The sequence below is a fragment of the Pseudoxanthomonas sp. LjRoot204_2 genome, assembly GCF_056175765.1.
Genome location: NZ_JBGFFG010000032.1, coordinates 1 through 15,670, shown reverse-complemented (window position 1 = coordinate 15,670; position 15,670 = coordinate 1). Strand labels below are relative to the sequence as shown.

Genomic DNA, 15,670 nt, shown 5'->3' with positions numbered 1-15,670 from the left:
TGCCTGGAAGGCGTGGCTGCCGGAGGACGCCGAGCGCGTGGTGATCGATGCGCCGGCCGGCGCGATGGCCGACGATCTCGAAAGCTTTCTCGAGCAGGCCGACGCCGTCGTCGTGCCGGTGCTGCCGTCGGCGCTGGACATCGAGGCCACCGTCGGCTTCCTGAACACCATGGCCAAGGTGCCACGCGTGCACAAGCGCAAACTGCCGGTCGGCCTGGTGGTCAACCGAAGCAAGCCGTGGACGAACGCATCGCAGCAGGCGGTGGAGATGCTGAAGACCTGGCCCTACCCGGTCATCACCCAGCTGCGCGACACCCAGGCCTACGTGGTGATGGCGGGCCTGGGCCGCAGCCTGTTCGACTACCGCTCGGCCCAAGTGCGCGAGCACCAGGCCGACTGGGAACCGTTGTTGAAGTGGATCAAGAAAGCCTAAGGAGCAAGCGTCCCATGCGTGAACTCATCCTGTTGCGCCATGCCCATGCCGAACCGGCGACCCCCGGGCAGTCCGACCTGGACCGTCCCCTGTCGCCGCAGGGCCTGGCCGAGGCCGAGGCCGTCGCACGCTGGTTGAAGGAGCAGGGCCTGGTGCCTGATCGCGTGCTGTGTTCCCCCGCGCGCCGGGCCCGGGAGACGCTGGAAGCGGTGCTGGATGCGATCGGCTACGTGGAGCAGCGGCTGGAGGAGCGCATCTATGAAGCCACTCCCGGCACGCTGGCCGACCTGGCCGACCAGCACCGCGAGGCCGAACGCCTGCTGATGGTGGGGCACAACCCCGGCTTCGAGCAGCTGGCGGCGCTGATGTATTCCGGCGTGACCAGCGAGTACCGCGGCATGCCGCCGGCGGGCGTCGTGGTGCTGACCCTGCCGGTGGACGCCGCCATCGAGCCGGGAGTGGCACAGCTCTCCGCGTTCTGGTGGCCATGAAGCCGGAACTGCCACTGGCCGCCTGGCTGGTCGTGCTGTGCCTGGCCCTGCTGTGCGCAGCACCCGCCTGGGCGCAGGGCAGGAACGATTTCGACCCCGGGCACACGCGCCTGGGGTTCGAACTGCGCACGCGCTGGGGCCAGGTGCTGGACGGCGTGTTCCCCCGCTACGAGGGATCGGTCGAGCACCTGCCCGACGGGCGCCAGCAGGTGCGCCTGCGGATGTACACGCGCGAGGTCGAGATCGTCGACCACGCCCGCTATGCCGAATGGGCACGCAGCGAGAAGTTCTTCGACGCCGACCGCTACCCGGTGGTCACGTTCACCTCCAAGCCCTACGACCCCATGCTGCTCTACGACGGCGGCACGCTGGAAGGCGACCTGAGCATCAAGGGCATCAGCCGGCCCCGCAGCCTGACGGTGGCCCCCGGCACCTGCGCCCGCCCCGCCGTGGACTGCGACGTCGTCGCCACCGGTGCGGTGCGCCGCAGCGACTACGACATGGACGACTGGATGCTGGCGGTCAGCGACCGCGTGGTATTCGTGCTGCGTGCCCGCATCCGGGGCGGAAAGACGCAGTGACCTCCCGTTTCTCCACGCTCGCCGTGCGCTGCGCGGTGCTCAGCCTTGCGCTGCTGGGCACGGCCTGCGCCAGCCTGTCCGACCGCCAGCGCGACCGCGCGGCCGGCATCGCCGCCGCCGCCCGGTCCCCGGTCGTCGAGTGCGCACAGGCCGACGCCTGTGCGTTGCCGTCGCCGCTGTACGACCTGGCCGGCCAGGCATCGGCTGCGTCCACGCCGGCCGCGCCCCGGCATTACGCGGTGATCCTGGACAAAGGTTCGGATGCGCTGCTGGCGCGCCTGAACCTGATCCGCAGCGCGCGCGCGCGCATCGACCTGCAGACCTACATCTTCGACAAGGACGACAGCGCGCGGCTGGTGCTGGACGAGCTGCTCGCGGCGGCGCGCCGTGGCGTGAAGGTGCGCGTGCTGATCGACCAGCTGTCGGCCATCGCCGACCTGGAGATCCTGGCGGCGCTGTCCGGCGCGCACCAGAATTTTTCCATCCGCATCTACAACCCCAGCTTCGGCAAGGCCAAGCTGAACTATCTGGATTATGCCGGCAGCGTGCTGTGCTGTTTCCGCCGCTTCAACCAGCGCATGCACACCAAGCTGCTGCTGGTGGACGACCGCATCGGCATCAGCGGTGGACGCAACTACCAGGACGACTATTTCGACTGGGATGCGGAGTACAACTTCCGCGACCGCGACGTGCTGGTCGCCGGACCTGAGGCCTCGGCCATGGCGGCGAACTTCCAGGCCTTCTGGGACGCGCGGCGGAGCGTGCCGGCCGAGCGGCTCAACGACGTGGGGCGCAGGCTGCTGCGCGATGGCGTGCCGGCCATGCCGGTGCCGCGCTACCTGCGGCCGGCGCGCGTGCAGGAAGCGGTCGAGCAGGCGAGCGACCCGGCGGTGGTGCAGGCGCGCTTCGTCGACCCTGCGTTCGCCGTCGGCGCAGTGCGCTACATCGCCGACCTGCCGCAGAAGCACCGTCGCGAGCGACGCGACGACGACGCGCCCGCCGCGCCGGAACTCGAAGCGCTGATCCGAGGCGCGAAGTCGGAAGTGCTGCTGCAGACGCCTTACCTGGTCATGTCGAAGCAGGCACAGGTGATGTTCCGCGACATGCGCCAGCGCGAACCGCCGCCGCAGGTGACCGTGTCGACCAACAGCCYGGCCGCGACCGACAACCCGATCGTCTATTCGATGTCGTTCAAGTACAAGCGCCGCTACCTGCGCGAGTTCGGGTTCCGCATCCACGAATACAAGCCGTTCCCCGAGGACGCGCCGGTGGACTATGCGGCCTTGATGCCGGAAGGCCCGCCCGTCGCCTCGCCCGATGCGCAAGGCGGCGGCAGCGGCAGCGGCACGGGTCGCCTGCGCGGACCGTCGGGTTCCCTCGGTCCTTCGGGTGGGTCCTCGTCGAACGCGGCGTCCGGTGAGACCACGCGCCGCCTCCAGCGCACCGAATCGCGTCCGTCGTTCCTGAGCAGCGGCGCCGGATCTGAGCCGCTGCCGCTGAAGCGCGCCGGCGTGCGCATGGGACTGCATGCGAAGTCGATGGTGATCGACGGCGAAACGGCGGTGATCGGCACGCACAACTTCGACCCGCGGTCGGAGAACTACAACACCGAGGCGGCGGTGGTGATCGACGATCCCGCGTTCGCACGCGCGCTGGCCGACAGCATCCGCCGCGACATGTCGCCGGAGAACGCCTGGACGATCGCGCCGCGCGCCAAGCCGCCGGTGTTCTCCGGGCTGGATTACAGCCTGGGCAAGGTGTCCGAAGCCCTGCCGATCTTCGATCTCTGGCCATGGCGCTACGCCACCAGCTACGAATTCCAGCCCGGTCCCGACTGCCCGCTGCCGGTCAGCCCGAAAGACCCCGCTTTCCATCGCTGCTACGTGGCGGTCGGCGACTTCCCCGAGGTCAACGTCGGGCCGAAATGGCTGTACACCCGCGTGCTCACCGCATTCGGCGCTGGGCTGGTACCTATTCTGTAAGGGCGGAGTGAGCGGAGAGGAGCGAGGAGTGAGCGCACCCCTTACCCTTCACCCTCTTACGCCTCTGCGCCCCGCTCCTCTCCACTCGCTCTTCAAGAGAAACGCCATGGCTTTCCGTGCCCCCGTCGATCTCGCCGCCGTCAACGCGCATGCGGCCAATACGCTGGTGTCGAACCTCGGCATCGTGATGACCGAAGCGGGTGAGGACTGGTTGCGCGGCACCATGCCGGTGGATGCGCGCACTGTGCAGCCCTACGGCATCCTGCACGGGGGCGCATCGGTGGCGCTGGCCGAGACGCTGGGCAGCGTGGCCGGCAACCTGTGCGTGGATACGACGAAAGAGATGGTCGTGGGCCTGGAGATCAACGCCAACCACGTGCGCGCGATGCGCAGCGGTGTGGTCACCGGCACCGCGCGGGCCCTGCACGTGGGCCGCAGCACGCAGCTGTGGGAAATCCGCATCGAGAACGACGACGGCAAGCTGGTCTGCGTCTCGCGGCTGACGCTGGCGGTCGTACCGCGGAGCTAGTGGGGAAGGGAGAAGAGTGCGGACACCCAGAGCCCTCGTCTTCGCTCACGCCCCACTCCGCTCCCCTTACGCCTGCCCCTCCCACCCTCACTCCTGCTATCGTGAACGCATGACGCCGCCCCCTGTTCATGTTGCTGGCGGCAGCGGCGTGGCACGGGCCTTCCGTTACGCGTACCGCGTGCCGTTGCTGCTCATCCACCTGCTGCTCTTCCTGCCGATCACCCTGCTGTGCCTGTCGCCGCTGCTGGTGTGGATACGCGTGGGCGACGAAACCGCGGGCGACGTCGCGGTGCGCTGGTGGTCCAGTGGACTGATGCGCATCTTCGGTTTCCGCCTGCGGCGGGTCGGCGCGCCGTTGCCGGGCCCGACGATGTTCGTGGCCAACCACGTCAGCTGGATCGACATCGAGGCACTGCACAGCCAGCGCATGATGGGTTTCGTGGCCAAGCAGGAGATCCGCGGCTGGCCGGTCGTGGGGTGGCTGGCAGCCCAGGGACAGACCATCTTCCACCAGCGCGGCAGCCAGGAATCGCTGGGCGGCGTGCTGCAGGCCATGATGCGGCGCCTGCGCGAGGGGCGTTCGGTCGGGGTGTTCCCGGAAGGACGCACGCGCGACGGCCACGAGATCGGGCCGTTCCATGCGCGCATCTTCCTGGCGGCGGTCGAGGCCGGCGTGCCGGTGCAGCCGGTCGCACTGCGCTACGGCGCACGCGGCAGCGCCCAGCCGGTGGTGGCGTTCGGACCCAGGGAAAGCTTCTTCGCCAACTTCGTCCGCCTGCTGGGCGAGCCGGCGCGCACGGCCGATATCTGCTTCCTGGAACCGATCCGGGTCGCCGACGTCGAGGGTCGCCGGYGCATCGCCGACCTCTCGCGCGAGCGGATCGTGCGGGCGATGGCGGACGCCTGAGCGGCCGCCATGACGGGCTTGCGACGTATTCGAGGGAATACTCGGCCCACCGGTGCCACCCTCGTGCCCACGTTGCCGCGATGACCCCATGATCACTGCCGCCGACTTCCGACCGCCGCGCTGGCTGCGCAACCCGCACCTGCAATCGGTGCTGGGATCCAGCGCGCTGCGCCGCCGCCGTGCGCTGCGGGCGCTGGCGGGCAGCGGCGCGGTAACGCTGGAATACATCGTGGATGGTGGCGATGGCGTGCGCCTGCAGGGCTTCCACAGCCAGGTGGCCGGACGCGAGTCGCAAGGACTGGTGCTGCTGCTGCATGGCTGGGAAGGCAGCGCCGACTCCAACTACATGCGGCTGACCGCCGCGCAGCTGCTGGCACGCGGCTTCGACGTGTTCCGGTTGAACTTCCGCGACCACGGCGACACCCACCATCTCAACGAAGACCTGTTCCACTCCAACCGCCTGGACGAAGTGGTGCACGCTGCGCTCGACATAGCGCGACGTTTCGCCAACGGCCGGCCGATGCGGGTGGCGGGCTACTCGCTTGGCGGCAATTTCGCACTGCGGCTGGCACTGCGCGCGCCGCAGGCCGGGCTGGCGCTGGCGCACGTGGCGGCGGTCTGCCCGCTGCTGGATCCGGCCACCACGATGGACCGCATCGAGCGCGGCATGCCGCTGTACGACTGGTATTTCGCCCGCAAGTGGCGCCGTTCGCTGGAGCGCAAGCGCCACCTGTTCCCGCAGCGGCACGATTTCGACGACACCGTGCTGGCGCTCGACATCCGCGCGCTGACCGATTGGCTGGTGCAGCGCCACACCGGTTTCGGCACGCTGGACGCCTACTTCGACGGCTATGCGATCTCGGGGGATCGGCTTGCCGGCCTCGAGGTGCCGGCGCACATCCTGATGGCCGAGGACGACCCGGTGATCCCGTTCGACACCTTCCGCGACTGGGCGTTGCCGCCCCAGGCCACGCTGGAGATCGCGCCATGGGGCGGGCATTGCGCCTTCATCGAGAACGTCGCCGGCGATGGCTACGCCGAGCGCTGGGTCGCCGAGCGCCTGGCCGCCACCACGGCCTGAGCGGTCCCGCCCGTTACAATCGGGTCCTTGCCGGGCGTTGGCCGGGCGCGCCATCCGGACTGCGACGGCGCCCCTCCGGCGCCTGGTCTTCCCCTTTTTTCGAGGAGCCACCCATGCGTCTGTGGAGCGACAGTTTCGAGAACATGAAGCCCATCCCGGCCGAGTTCGCGATGGGCCAGCCCGACGGGTTCGCCGCCAACCGCAATCCGCACCTGGCGTGGACCGACGTGCCGGACCGGACGAAGTCCTTCGCCCTGCTCTGCATCGACCCCGATGCACCGACCGTGCCGGACACCGTGGGTCGCGACGACCTGCAGATCCCGGTGGAGCAGCCGCGCGCGCACTTCATCCACTGGGCGATGGCGGACATCCCGCACGGCGTGCGCGAGATCGCGGCCGGCAGCTGCAGCGACGGCGTCACTGCCCGGGGCAAGCAGCAGCCCGCCGGACCGGCCGGCGCACGCCAGGGATTGAACGACTACACCGGCTGGTTTGCCGGCGATGCTCAGATGGGAGGCGACTACCACGGCTACGACGGTCCCTACCCGCCGTTCAACGATGCACGCGTTCACCGTTACTTTTTCCGCCTGTTCGCACTGGATGTCGCCGCGCTCGACCTGCCGGCCCGCTTCACCGCCGGCGACGTGGAGCGTGCGATGCAGGGCCATGTGCTGGCGGAAGCACTGGTGCACGGCACGTACACCTTGAACGCGACCCTGCGCGATTGAGCCCGTGGAGGGCGGCAATCCCTACGAGAGCCCGCGAAGCGCCGTCGCCGATCCCGGAGGCGACGGCGTGCCGCACGTGCCGGCCACGAAGGGCCGCCGCTTCGTCCACTGGATGATCGATCGCGTCATCGTGATCGGGCTCATCTTCCTGGCCCTGCTGGTCGCGGGGATGATCGGCGGCGACGCGGTGCTGGCGTGGGCCGGGCGGCTGACGTGGTGGCAGGAACAGCTGATCGGTTACGTTGCGATCATCCTCTACTACACGCTGATGGAAGGGATCACGGGAACCACGATCGGCAAGCTCGTGACCGGTACGCGCGTGGTCGACGAGGCAGGGCGCCGGGTCCGGTTCGGCCAGGCACTGCTGCGCAGCGCGAGTCGCGTGGTGCCGTTCGAAGCCTTCTCGGTCCTGCTGGCGGACGATGACGATCCGCGGGGCTGGCACGACCTCTGGCCGCGCACGCGCGTGGTACGGAGGCGCGCGGCCGCGATTGCGTGAGGGATGCGCGTGCGGTACCTCACTCCGCCGCGTGTCGCCAGCGCGTCCGCCCATCGGCCCCGATGACCAGGCACGTGCCGGTGGGCGGGCATGCCGGCGCCACGCGGACCTGCTCCGGATCCAGGCCCAGCCGCCATGCCAGTCCCATCTGGCCGATGGCATAGAAGCGCTGCGCGTCCGCGACGCTGACATGCAGCGGCGCGGGGATCCGTTGCGATTCCAGTGCCTGCAGCGTCGTTTCCGCCCAGTGCGCGCGACCGATCAGGCCAGGATGGTCCAGCCGGCGCGTGCCCTCCACCGCGATCCACGACGACACCACGATCAGCGTCGCCACCCACAGCGCGGCAGCATCGGTCGCCAGGCAGCGCGCCAGCGCGATCACGGGCAGGATCACGGCGATGGCTGCGTAATACTCGTAGCTGTTCCAGGCGAACAGGAAGTAGGGCGCGTACGCCAGCACGGCGAACGCGCCGACGCACATCCACTGCCACCGCGTCAGCAGCGTCCGCCCGCGCCAACCGGCGACCGCCCAGGCTGCCAGCATCGGCAGTGCGGTGGCCGCGATCCAGGCCAGTCCTCGCATGCGTTCGCCCGCGACTGCCATCCGCATCGCCTCGCGCGGGACGTTCAACAGCCATGCGCCGAACGATGCGGCGTTGCGCACGACATTGCTGCCCAGGCCGAATGCGTACGACGCATCGGTGTTGGCGGTAAAGCGCGCGCGCAGCACCAGCCACACGCCAACGACCGCCACGCAGGCGAGCCACGCGACGAGTTCGCCGCGATCCGGCCTGCGCATGGCAACGAAAGCGGCGACCACGATCATCAGCGCGGGCGTCAGCGCGGCGGATTCCTTGCTCAGCAAGGCCAGCGCCAGCCATACCGGCAGCGACGCGAGCAGCACCGTACGCCAGTTGCCGGCCGCATCACGCGCACTGATCCAGGCGGCCAGCAGCAGCGTGGTGAACAGCGTCAGCAGGGCATTGTTGGCAGCGGCCGCCCAATGCACCGGCAGCAGGTGCATCGTCAGTCCGACGTACACGGCGCCAGCGAGCGCGGCGATGCGGCCGGCGTGCTGCCAGCGACAGGCGCGCGCGAGGCGGAGGGCGAACAGCGCAACGCCCAGCGTGGCCAGGACATGCAGGATCAGGCTGACCATGTGCGCGGCATGCGCACTGCCGCCCAGCGACGCGTCGATCCAGCGCCAGTAGCCTTCCTGCGAAAGCGGCCGCCAGAAGCGCGGCGGCGACGAAGGCCAGAAATCCGACCACCACGGCGCGCCCGTGGCATTCGTCGCATGCGCCGCATGCAGGAACACGTAGTCGTCGCCCCAGAATGGCGTCTGCAGCGCCGGCCACCACATCGGCAGGGCGGAGACGACCAGGAGTGCGACAGCGATCCAGGGAAGGGGAGAAGCGTTCCTTGCGGGGGGGTGCATGCTGGCGCGTCAGGTGCGGTGACGCGCCACTATAGCGGCTGACCGACAGCCACGAAGCACGCCCTGGATCAGGCGCGCTTCGTGCGACGGACCTTATTTCTTCTCGCTGGCCGACTCCACCACCATGTCCAGCACGTAGGCATTCGAAGATCCGTCGGCGGGCGGGTTCTTCACCGTGTAGCGGTCCACGCGCAGGACGTTGCGGATGCCGGGCTCATGCATGTAGCCCTCGATGCTGTCGTAGAAGTGCTGGAACTCGCCCGGCGTGCCGACTTTCAGGCCCTTGTCGTCGTAGGCGATCTCGCGCACCTGCAGGCACTGCTTGTCGGGAATCAGCGGGTGGCTGCACGGCTTGGTGTCCGCCGCGACTTCAAGGAACACGCGTTGGCCGGGGCCGCCATAGCGGGTCTCGGCGGTCGGGTTGCCGGCGAACAGCAGTTTTTCTCCGGTCGCGGTGGTCAGCGCGAGTTGAGCGACGCCGTCCTGCGTGGCGGCGACCTTCAACGTCCCATCCAGTCGCTTGCCGATCTCCTGGTCCAGCGCCATCAGCGCATCGTCGGTGCAGGCCATCATGGTCGACGTCAGTCGACCGATGGTGAGGCTGGTGTCCGACAGTGTGTAGGTGCCGCCCATGCGATTGCAGGCGTTGGACACGCCCAGCCGTCCTTCCCTGAAGTCGAACTGCACCGGCTTGTCGGGCCGGACGAACAGCGCATCGATGCGCTTGCCCTGCGTGTCCGTCGCGTCCATGAGTTGCCAGTGGTACTGGGGAAGCAGGGCGGCCGCGTCGATCGTTGCGGCTGCCGCGGTGTCCGGGGTGGTGGCGGCCACGGTGGGCGCTGGCGTGTCGGCCCGTTCCGCCGGCTTGGGGCAGCCCGCGAGGGCCAGTGGCAAGGCGAGCAGCAGCAGTCGTTTCATGGCGTTCTCCGTCGACGGTGGCCCCATGCAAACGCGCGGCAGGTTGGAATGGGGTGAAGGCCGGGCATCGCGCTTGATTGTAGGAGCGACGTCAGTCGCGACCTCGCCCCGATAGCCATTCACCGTGCATTGGGATGAACGCGCCGCAGCGCGCCCGGATGGCAAACAGCCGCTTCAGGGCATGTCGGCCGTGCGGTCGCGACCGACGTCGCTCCTACAGGGAGCAGGGAGCGCGGCGGCTCAGCTGCCGACCGGCATCAACAACAGCAGCAGCGCGCCCAGCACGATGCGATAGATCGCGAAGCCGGTGAAGCGGTGCGCCTTGATGAAGCCCAGCAGCCACTTCACCACCACGAAGCCGGTGACGGTGGCGGCAGCGAACGCCAGCGCCACCTCGCCCCAGTTCTCGCTGCCCAGCGCATCGTCCTTCACCAGTTCCAGGAACGCGTAGCCGCTGGCCGCGAACATGGTGGGAATGCCGACCAGGAACACGAACTCCGCCGCGGACGAGCGCCGGCTGGTGCCCGCCAGCATCGCCATGAAGATCGCGGCGGCCGAACGGGAGGTGCCCGGGAACACGCCCGCCACCACCTGCGCCAGGCCCACCAGCACCGCGACCTTCCAGGTGATGGTGGCGACGTCGCCGCGCTTCTCGGCGAAGTGCTCGGCCACCAGCATCCACACGCCGCCGATGATCAGGGCCCATGCCACGGGCGTGACGGTTTCCGGGAGTTCCCATCCGGCCAGGCGCACCGGCAGGCCGACCAGCGCAGTGACCAGGAAGGCCACCGCCAGCTTCATCGAGTAGTCGCGGGCCTGGGGATCGCGCCAGCAGCCGGTCGTCAGTTCCCAGATGCGGCGGCGGAAGACCAGGGTGGTGGCCAGGATGGCGCCGGCCTGGATCACGATGTTGAAGAAATCCGACCGCTCGCCCAGCCAGTGCTGCGCGATCAGCAGGTGGCCAGTGCTGGACACCGGCAGGAACTCGGTGAGGCCCTCGAGGATGCCGAGCAGCAGGGCGGCGAGCAGGTCGGTCATCGGAGCGGGCTTGCAGGGTAGGGCGGCAAAGAATAGTGGAAAGCGCCACGCACCGCGTTGGTTCGCTGAGTCAGAATTCCGCACCAAAACAGGGATTCCGTGTGACGAATCCGTCAAGGATGTCCATGACAATCAATCACTTGCCGCGTCCCCGGGGTTGGCACGGGGATTGCTGTATCCCGTCACACACTTATCCAACCCGAGGTTCCGAGATGTCCCTGGACAACGTTGAGAAGCTGATCAAGGACCACAAGGTCGAGTTCGTCGACCTGCGCTTCGTCGACATGCGCGGTGTCGAACAGCACGTCACCTTCCCCGYCAGCATCGTGGATGCGTCCCTGTTCGAAGACGGCAAGATGTTCGACGGCTCGTCGATCTCGGGCTGGAAGGGCATCAACGAGTCGGACATGGTGCTGCTGCCCGACCCGAGCACGGCCTATCTGGATCCGTTCTACGCCGACCCGACCCTGGTACTGGTCTGCGACATCCTCGATCCGGCCACCATGCAGGGCTACACGCGCGACCCGCGCGGCATCGCCAAGCGCGCCGAGGCCYACCTGAAGGCCAGCGGCGTCGCCGACGTGGCCTTCTTCGGCCCGGAGCCGGAGTTCTTCATCTTCGACTCGGTCCAGTTCGCCAACGACATGRGCAACACCTTCTTCAAGATCAATTCCGAAGAAGGCGCCTGGAACAGCGGCAAGAGCTACGACGGCGCCAACAGCGGCTACCGTCCCGGCGTCAAGGGCGGCTACTTCCCCGTGCCGCCGACCGACTCGCTGCACGACCTGCGCGCGGAGATGTGCAAGACGCTGGAACAGGTCGGCATCGAAGTCGAAGTGCACCACCACGAAGTCGCCACCGCCGGCCAGTGCGAGATCGGCGCCAAGTTCAACACGCTGGTGCAGAAGGCCGACGAACTGCAGCGCATGAAGTACGTGGTGCGCAACGTCGCCCACCGCAACGGCAAGACGGCGACCTTCATGCCCAAGCCCATCGTCGGCGACAACGGCWSSGGCATGCACGTGCACCAGTCGCTGGCCAAGGGCGGCCAGAACCTGTTTTCGGGCGATGGCTACGGCGGCCTGTCGCAGCTGGCGCTGTGGTACATCGGCGGCATCTTCAAGCACGCCAAGGCGATCAACGCGTTCGCCAACTCGGGCACCAACAGCTACAAGCGCCTGGTGCCGGGTTTCGAGGCGCCGGTGATGCTGGCCTACTCGGCGCGCAACCGTTCGGCGTCGTGCCGCATTCCGTGGGTGGCGAATCCGAAGGCGCGCCGCATCGAGATCCGCTTCCCCGATCCGCTGCAGTCCGGCTACCTGACCTTCACCGCGCTGATGATGGCCGGCCTGGACGGCATCAAGAACCAGATCGATCCGGGCGCGCCGTCCGACAAGGACCTGTACSACCTGCCGCCGGAAGAAGAGAAGAACATCCCGCAGGTCTGCTCCAGCCTGGACCAGGCGCTGGACGCGCTGGACAAGGACCGCGACTTCCTCAAGGCCGGCGGCGTGATGTCGGACGACTTCATCGATGCCTACATCGCGCTGAAGATGCAGGAAGTGACCAAGTTCCGCGCGGCCACGCACCCGCTGGAATACCAGCTGTATTACGCCAACTGATGCAGGCCTGCGCGCACATCGCCATGCACGCGGAGGGCCATGCACCGGCCCTCCGCGACGCAGCGGTCGCGCACTGAGTTCTCGCGGCGATGGCGACGGATCTCCCCTCCCACCCGTCGCCATCGCCGCACCTTATCGAGTGCATCGTCCCGCGATGCATTCGCCCGGTTGGGGAACCGGGGCACCACCTGTCTTCGATTCCTGGAGATCGCACCAACGCTGTACTTGGGGAAACACAGGAGAGGTCCATGAACCGCTGCTCCCTCCCACGTCATCCGTTCCCGCCGCAAATGATCGCGGTGGGCACGGATGCGGTTCATGCACCGCTCCGCACCGACAACGTGTCCGCCGCCAGGGGGCTGCGCGCACGGGTGACCTGAAACCGCCGGCCGGCTCCGGTCGGCCGGTTCCATCCACCATCGGGGTATGCGCATGAAACTGATCACCGCCATCATCCGGCCGTTCAAGCTCGACGAGGTCCGAGAGTCCTTGTCGCAAGCGGGCGTGTCCGGCATCACCGTGACCGAAGTGAAAGGCTTCGGCCGGCAGAAGGGCCACACCGAGCTGTACCGCGGCGCCGAGTACGTCGTCGATTTCCTGCCCAAGATCAAGATCGAGACCGTCGTGACCGACGAGCGACTGGATGCCGTCATCGAGGCCATCCAGCAGGCCGCCGGCACCGGCAAGATCGGCGACGGMAAGATCTTCGTCACCACCATCGACCAGGTCATCCGCATCCGTACCGGCGAAGTCGGCGCGGACGCGCTCTAACACTCGGAGCCCCCACATGAAGACTCGACTGTTCTCCGGGTGGAAGACCCGTACCCGGATGCTGTGCATGGCCGCGCTGTTCGGCCTGATGACGGTGGGCACTACCGCCACCGTGTTCGCCGCGCAGGACACCGCCGCACCCACGACCGAACCCGCCGCTGCCGAAGCCGCCCCCGCGGTCGAGGCCGCGCCTGCGCCGGTCGAAGCAGCCGCACCTGCGGAAGCCGTTGCGGCCCCTGCAGAGGCCGAAGCCGCCCCCGCCGAGGAAGCCCCGGCCCCGACCATCAGCAAGCCCGACACGGTGTGGGTGCTGGTCTCCGCGGTGCTGGTGATCTTCATGACGCTGCCCGGCTTGGCGCTGTTCTACGGCGGCCTGGTGCGTTCGAAGAACGTGCTGTCCATCCTGATCCAGAACCTGGCCGTGTTCTCGCTGGTCGCGGTGCTGTGGGCGCTGTACGGCTACAGCTTCGCCTTCACCGAGGGCAATGCCTTCATCGGCGGTACCGACCGGCTGTTCGCCGCGGGACTGGATGCGTCCTCGATCGGGGCGACGTTCACCAAGGGCGTCTACATTCCGGAACTGGCGTTCTTCGTGTTCCAGGGTGCGTTCGCCTGCATCACCTGCGCGCTCATCGTCGGCGCGTTCGCCGAGCGCGTGAAATTCGCCGGCGTGATGCTGTTCACCGTGCTGTGGTTCACCTTCGCCTACCTGCCGATGGCGCACATGGTGTGGTTCTTCCCCGGCCCCGATGCGTTCACCAGCACCGATGTGGTGGACGGCGTGCTGGCCAAGTCGGGCTACCTGTGGGCCAAGGGCGCGCTGGACTTCGCCGGCGGCACCGTCGTGCACATCAACGCCGCCATTGCCGGCCTGGTGGGCGCGTACGTGATCGGCAAGCGCACCGGCTACGGCCGCGAGGCGATCAAGCCGCACAACCTGACCCTGACCATGGTCGGTGCCTCGATCCTGTGGGTGGGCTGGTTCGGCTTCAACGCCGGCTCCGCGCTGGAAGCCGGTGGCGTCGCCGCCATCGCCTTCGTCAACACCTTCCTTGCCACGGCCGCGGCGGTGGTGGCCTGGCTGCTGGTCGAGTGGATCACCAAGGGCAAGCCCTCGCTGCTCGGCGCCGCGTCGGGTGCCGTGGCGGGTCTGGTCGCGATCACGCCGGCGGCCGGCCTGGTCGGCCTGAACGGTGCGCTGGCCATCGGTGCCATCGCGGGCGTGCTGTGCCTGTGGGGCGTCAGCGGCCTGAAGAAGATGCTGGGCGCGGACGACAGCCTGGACGTGTTCGGCGTGCATGGCGTCGGTGGCATCACCGGCGCGCTGCTGACCGGCGTGTTCGCTGCGCCCTCGCTGGGCGGCGCGGGCATCTGGGATTACGTCACCGAGACCGCCGTGGCCGAGTACTCCATCGGGTCGCAGGTGTGGATCCAGGCGCAGGGCGTGCTGATCACGGTGGTGCTGTCCAGCGTGGTGGCCCTGGTGTCCTTCCTCATCGTGAAGTACACCGTCGGCCTGCGCGTCTCCGAGGATGCCGAGCGCGAGGGGTTGRACATCACCTCGCACGGCGAATCGGCCTACGAGGCCTGATGGCTTGCCGGGGACGGCTTTGCACTAAACTGGTGCAATGTCGTCCCCGGACCTCTCCCGCATGCGTTTCGACCCCACCACCGACGCGCTGAGCACGCCGGTGGCCTGGGCGGACGACGGCGGACTGATCCGTGGCGTCAACCCGGCCTTCGCGCGCTGGCTGGGCGTCAGTACCCGCCGCCTGATCGGGCAACCGCTGGCGGCCCTGGAGATCGAAGGCGACGCCATGGCGCGCTTCCTGGACAACACCGACCGCGACGTCCTGCGTCTGCACCGCATGGCCTTGGGCATGCCCGGCGAATCGCCGTGCTTCGCCGAGGGCTGGCTGTCGCGGCTGGAGGGCGGCGGCTGGCTGCTGGAAGCGCACCCGGTGGACGAATTCCCCGCGCTCGATCCCACCCAGGCCCTGCCCAACGCGCTGAGCGCGGCGTTGAAGGGACTGGCACATGAACTGCGCAATCCGCTGGCGGGCCTCAAGGGTGCCGCGCAGCTGCTGGCACGCCGGGCCGCGCACCGCGACGACAACGACGACGAGCGCGAACTGATCGAACTGATCGAGTCCGAGATCAACCGCCTCAACACCCTGCTGGAACAACTGCTGTCGCCCTCGCCGCAGCGCCCGCATGCGCCGCTGAACATCCACACCGTGCTGGAGCGGGTATTGCGCCTGGCCGAGAACGAAGGCGGCTGGTCGGTGCGCCTGCAGCGCGATTACGACCCCAGCCTGCCGGAACTGTCCGGCGACGCCGACCGCCTGACCCAGGCGGTCTGGAACCTGGTCCGCAACGCCCTGCAGGCGGGTGCGGCCAACATCATCCTGCGCACCCGTGTCGAACACGGCTCGCGCATCCACGACCACCTGCACGCCATGGCGCTGCGGGTGGAGATCGTCGACGACGGCCGCGGCGTGCCCGAAGCGCTCGCCGAGCACCTGTTCCTGCCGCTGGTCAGCGGCCGTGCCGAAGGCAGCGGGCTGGGCCTGGCACTGTCGCAACAGGTGGCACGCGAACACCGGGGGTCGCTGACCTACCGCTCGCGCCCCGGCCATACGGTCTTCACCC

At 68.5% G+C, this 15,670-nt stretch carries 16 protein-coding genes; 13 read left to right on the top strand and 3 right to left on the bottom strand.

The annotated features are described in order from the left end of the window. From AC04L7_RS02940 to AC04L7_RS02900, 9 genes are all read left to right on the top strand, one after another. Window positions 1–433 (top strand): ParA family protein (locus tag AC04L7_RS02940; protein ID WP_475512501.1); only part of this gene is annotated, 433 nt, incomplete at its 5' end. 14 nt (window positions 434–447) lie between these two features. Further along, window positions 448–924 carry a SixA phosphatase family protein gene (locus AC04L7_RS02935; RefSeq protein ID WP_299344939.1) on the top strand — a complete coding sequence of 159 codons (477 nt, stop codon included), beginning with the start codon at window positions 448–450 and terminating at the stop codon, window positions 922–924. Beyond that, the gene (locus tag AC04L7_RS02930; RefSeq protein WP_296278610.1) at window positions 921–1,505 is read left to right on the top strand and encodes a YceI family protein; all 585 of its coding nucleotides are present in this window, start codon (window positions 921–923) and stop codon (window positions 1,503–1,505) included. The genes AC04L7_RS02935 and AC04L7_RS02930 overlap by 4 nt, the downstream gene beginning before the upstream one ends. Beyond that, on the top strand, window positions 1,502–3,487 hold the full coding sequence (locus AC04L7_RS02925) for a phospholipase D family protein (RefSeq protein WP_475512500.1): 1,986 nt from the start codon (window positions 1,502–1,504) through the stop codon (window positions 3,485–3,487). The genes AC04L7_RS02930 and AC04L7_RS02925 overlap by 4 nt, the downstream gene beginning before the upstream one ends. Window positions 3,488–3,593: 106 nt before the next feature. Continuing rightward, complete coding sequence (locus AC04L7_RS02920; RefSeq protein WP_296278608.1) at window positions 3,594–4,016, top strand: hotdog fold thioesterase; 423 nt, start codon at window positions 3,594–3,596, stop codon at window positions 4,014–4,016. Between the two features lie 109 nt (window positions 4,017–4,125). Next, window positions 4,126–4,923 carry a lysophospholipid acyltransferase family protein gene (locus AC04L7_RS02915; protein ID WP_475512499.1) on the top strand — a complete coding sequence of 266 codons (798 nt, stop codon included), beginning with the start codon at window positions 4,126–4,128 and terminating at the stop codon, window positions 4,921–4,923. Between the two features lie 88 nt (window positions 4,924–5,011). Continuing rightward, window positions 5,012–6,004, top strand: coding sequence for a YheT family hydrolase (locus AC04L7_RS02910; protein ID WP_435995951.1), 993 nt, complete (start codon window positions 5,012–5,014; stop codon window positions 6,002–6,004). A 113-nt stretch (window positions 6,005–6,117) separates the two neighbouring features. Further along, window positions 6,118–6,732 carry a YbhB/YbcL family Raf kinase inhibitor-like protein gene (locus AC04L7_RS02905; RefSeq protein ID WP_435995953.1) on the top strand — a complete coding sequence of 205 codons (615 nt, stop codon included), beginning with the start codon at window positions 6,118–6,120 and terminating at the stop codon, window positions 6,730–6,732. A 67-nt stretch (window positions 6,733–6,799) separates the two neighbouring features. Continuing rightward, the gene (locus AC04L7_RS02900; RefSeq protein ID WP_296278605.1) at window positions 6,800–7,231 is read left to right on the top strand and encodes an RDD family protein; all 432 of its coding nucleotides are present in this window, start codon (window positions 6,800–6,802) and stop codon (window positions 7,229–7,231) included. Between the two features lie 19 nt (window positions 7,232–7,250). Here AC04L7_RS02900 and AC04L7_RS02895 read toward each other — a convergent pair whose 3' ends face one another. The 3 genes from AC04L7_RS02895 to AC04L7_RS02885 all read right to left on the bottom strand — a co-directional run bounded on the left by AC04L7_RS02895 (window position 7,251) and on the right by AC04L7_RS02885 (window position 10,625). Further along, on the bottom strand, window positions 7,251–8,669 hold the full coding sequence (locus tag AC04L7_RS02895; protein WP_435995957.1) for a hypothetical protein: 1,419 nt from the start codon (window positions 8,667–8,669) through the stop codon (window positions 7,251–7,253). Window positions 8,670–8,762: 93 nt separating this feature from the next. Further along, window positions 8,763–9,587, bottom strand: a complete 825-nt coding sequence (locus AC04L7_RS02890; RefSeq protein ID WP_435995959.1) for a DUF4377 domain-containing protein — start codon at window positions 9,585–9,587, stop codon at window positions 8,763–8,765. 240 nt (window positions 9,588–9,827) lie between these two features. Further along, window positions 9,828–10,625, bottom strand: coding sequence for an undecaprenyl-diphosphate phosphatase (locus AC04L7_RS02885; RefSeq protein WP_296278602.1), 798 nt, complete (start codon window positions 10,623–10,625; stop codon window positions 9,828–9,830). A 212-nt stretch (window positions 10,626–10,837) separates the two neighbouring features. Here AC04L7_RS02885 and glnA point away from each other — a divergent pair, with 212 nt between their 5' ends. From glnA to AC04L7_RS02865, 4 genes are all read left to right on the top strand, one after another. Then, window positions 10,838–12,247, top strand: coding sequence for a type I glutamate--ammonia ligase (glnA, locus tag AC04L7_RS02880; RefSeq protein WP_475512498.1), 1,410 nt, complete (start codon window positions 10,838–10,840; stop codon window positions 12,245–12,247). A gap of 432 nt (window positions 12,248–12,679) precedes the next feature. Next, window positions 12,680–13,018 (top strand): P-II family nitrogen regulator, encoded by a 339-nt coding sequence (locus tag AC04L7_RS02875; protein ID WP_056880236.1) that lies wholly within the window; start codon window positions 12,680–12,682, stop codon window positions 13,016–13,018. A 16-nt stretch (window positions 13,019–13,034) separates the two neighbouring features. After that, window positions 13,035–14,609, top strand: a complete 1,575-nt coding sequence (locus tag AC04L7_RS02870; RefSeq protein ID WP_475512497.1) for an ammonium transporter — start codon at window positions 13,035–13,037, stop codon at window positions 14,607–14,609. A 61-nt stretch (window positions 14,610–14,670) separates the two neighbouring features. After that, window positions 14,671–15,670 (top strand): two-component system sensor histidine kinase NtrB (locus tag AC04L7_RS02865; protein ID WP_475512496.1); only part of this gene is annotated, 1,000 nt, incomplete at its 3' end.

What these genes read in the sequence shown, in the direction of transcription:
- AC04L7_RS02935 (WP_299344939.1), top strand. Translation starts at nt 448, where the DNA reads ATGCGTGAACTCATCCTGTTGCGCCATGCCCATGCCGAACCGGCGACC.
- AC04L7_RS02930 (WP_296278610.1), top strand. Translation starts at nt 921, where the DNA reads ATGAAGCCGGAACTGCCACTGGCCGCCTGGCTGGTCGTGCTGTGCCTG.
- AC04L7_RS02920 (WP_296278608.1), top strand. Translation starts at nt 3,594, where the DNA reads ATGGCTTTCCGTGCCCCCGTCGATCTCGCCGCCGTCAACGCGCATGCG.
- AC04L7_RS02910 (WP_435995951.1), top strand. Translation starts at nt 5,012, where the DNA reads ATGATCACTGCCGCCGACTTCCGACCGCCGCGCTGGCTGCGCAACCCG.
- AC04L7_RS02905 (WP_435995953.1), top strand. Translation starts at nt 6,118, where the DNA reads ATGCGTCTGTGGAGCGACAGTTTCGAGAACATGAAGCCCATCCCGGCC.
- AC04L7_RS02895 (WP_435995957.1), bottom strand. Translation starts at nt 8,669, where the DNA reads ATGCACCCCCCCGCAAGGAACGCTTCTCCCCTTCCCTGGATCGCTGTC.
- AC04L7_RS02890 (WP_435995959.1), bottom strand. Translation starts at nt 9,587, where the DNA reads ATGAAACGACTGCTGCTGCTCGCCTTGCCACTGGCCCTCGCGGGCTGC.
- AC04L7_RS02885 (WP_296278602.1), bottom strand. Translation starts at nt 10,625, where the DNA reads ATGACCGACCTGCTCGCCGCCCTGCTGCTCGGCATCCTCGAGGGCCTC.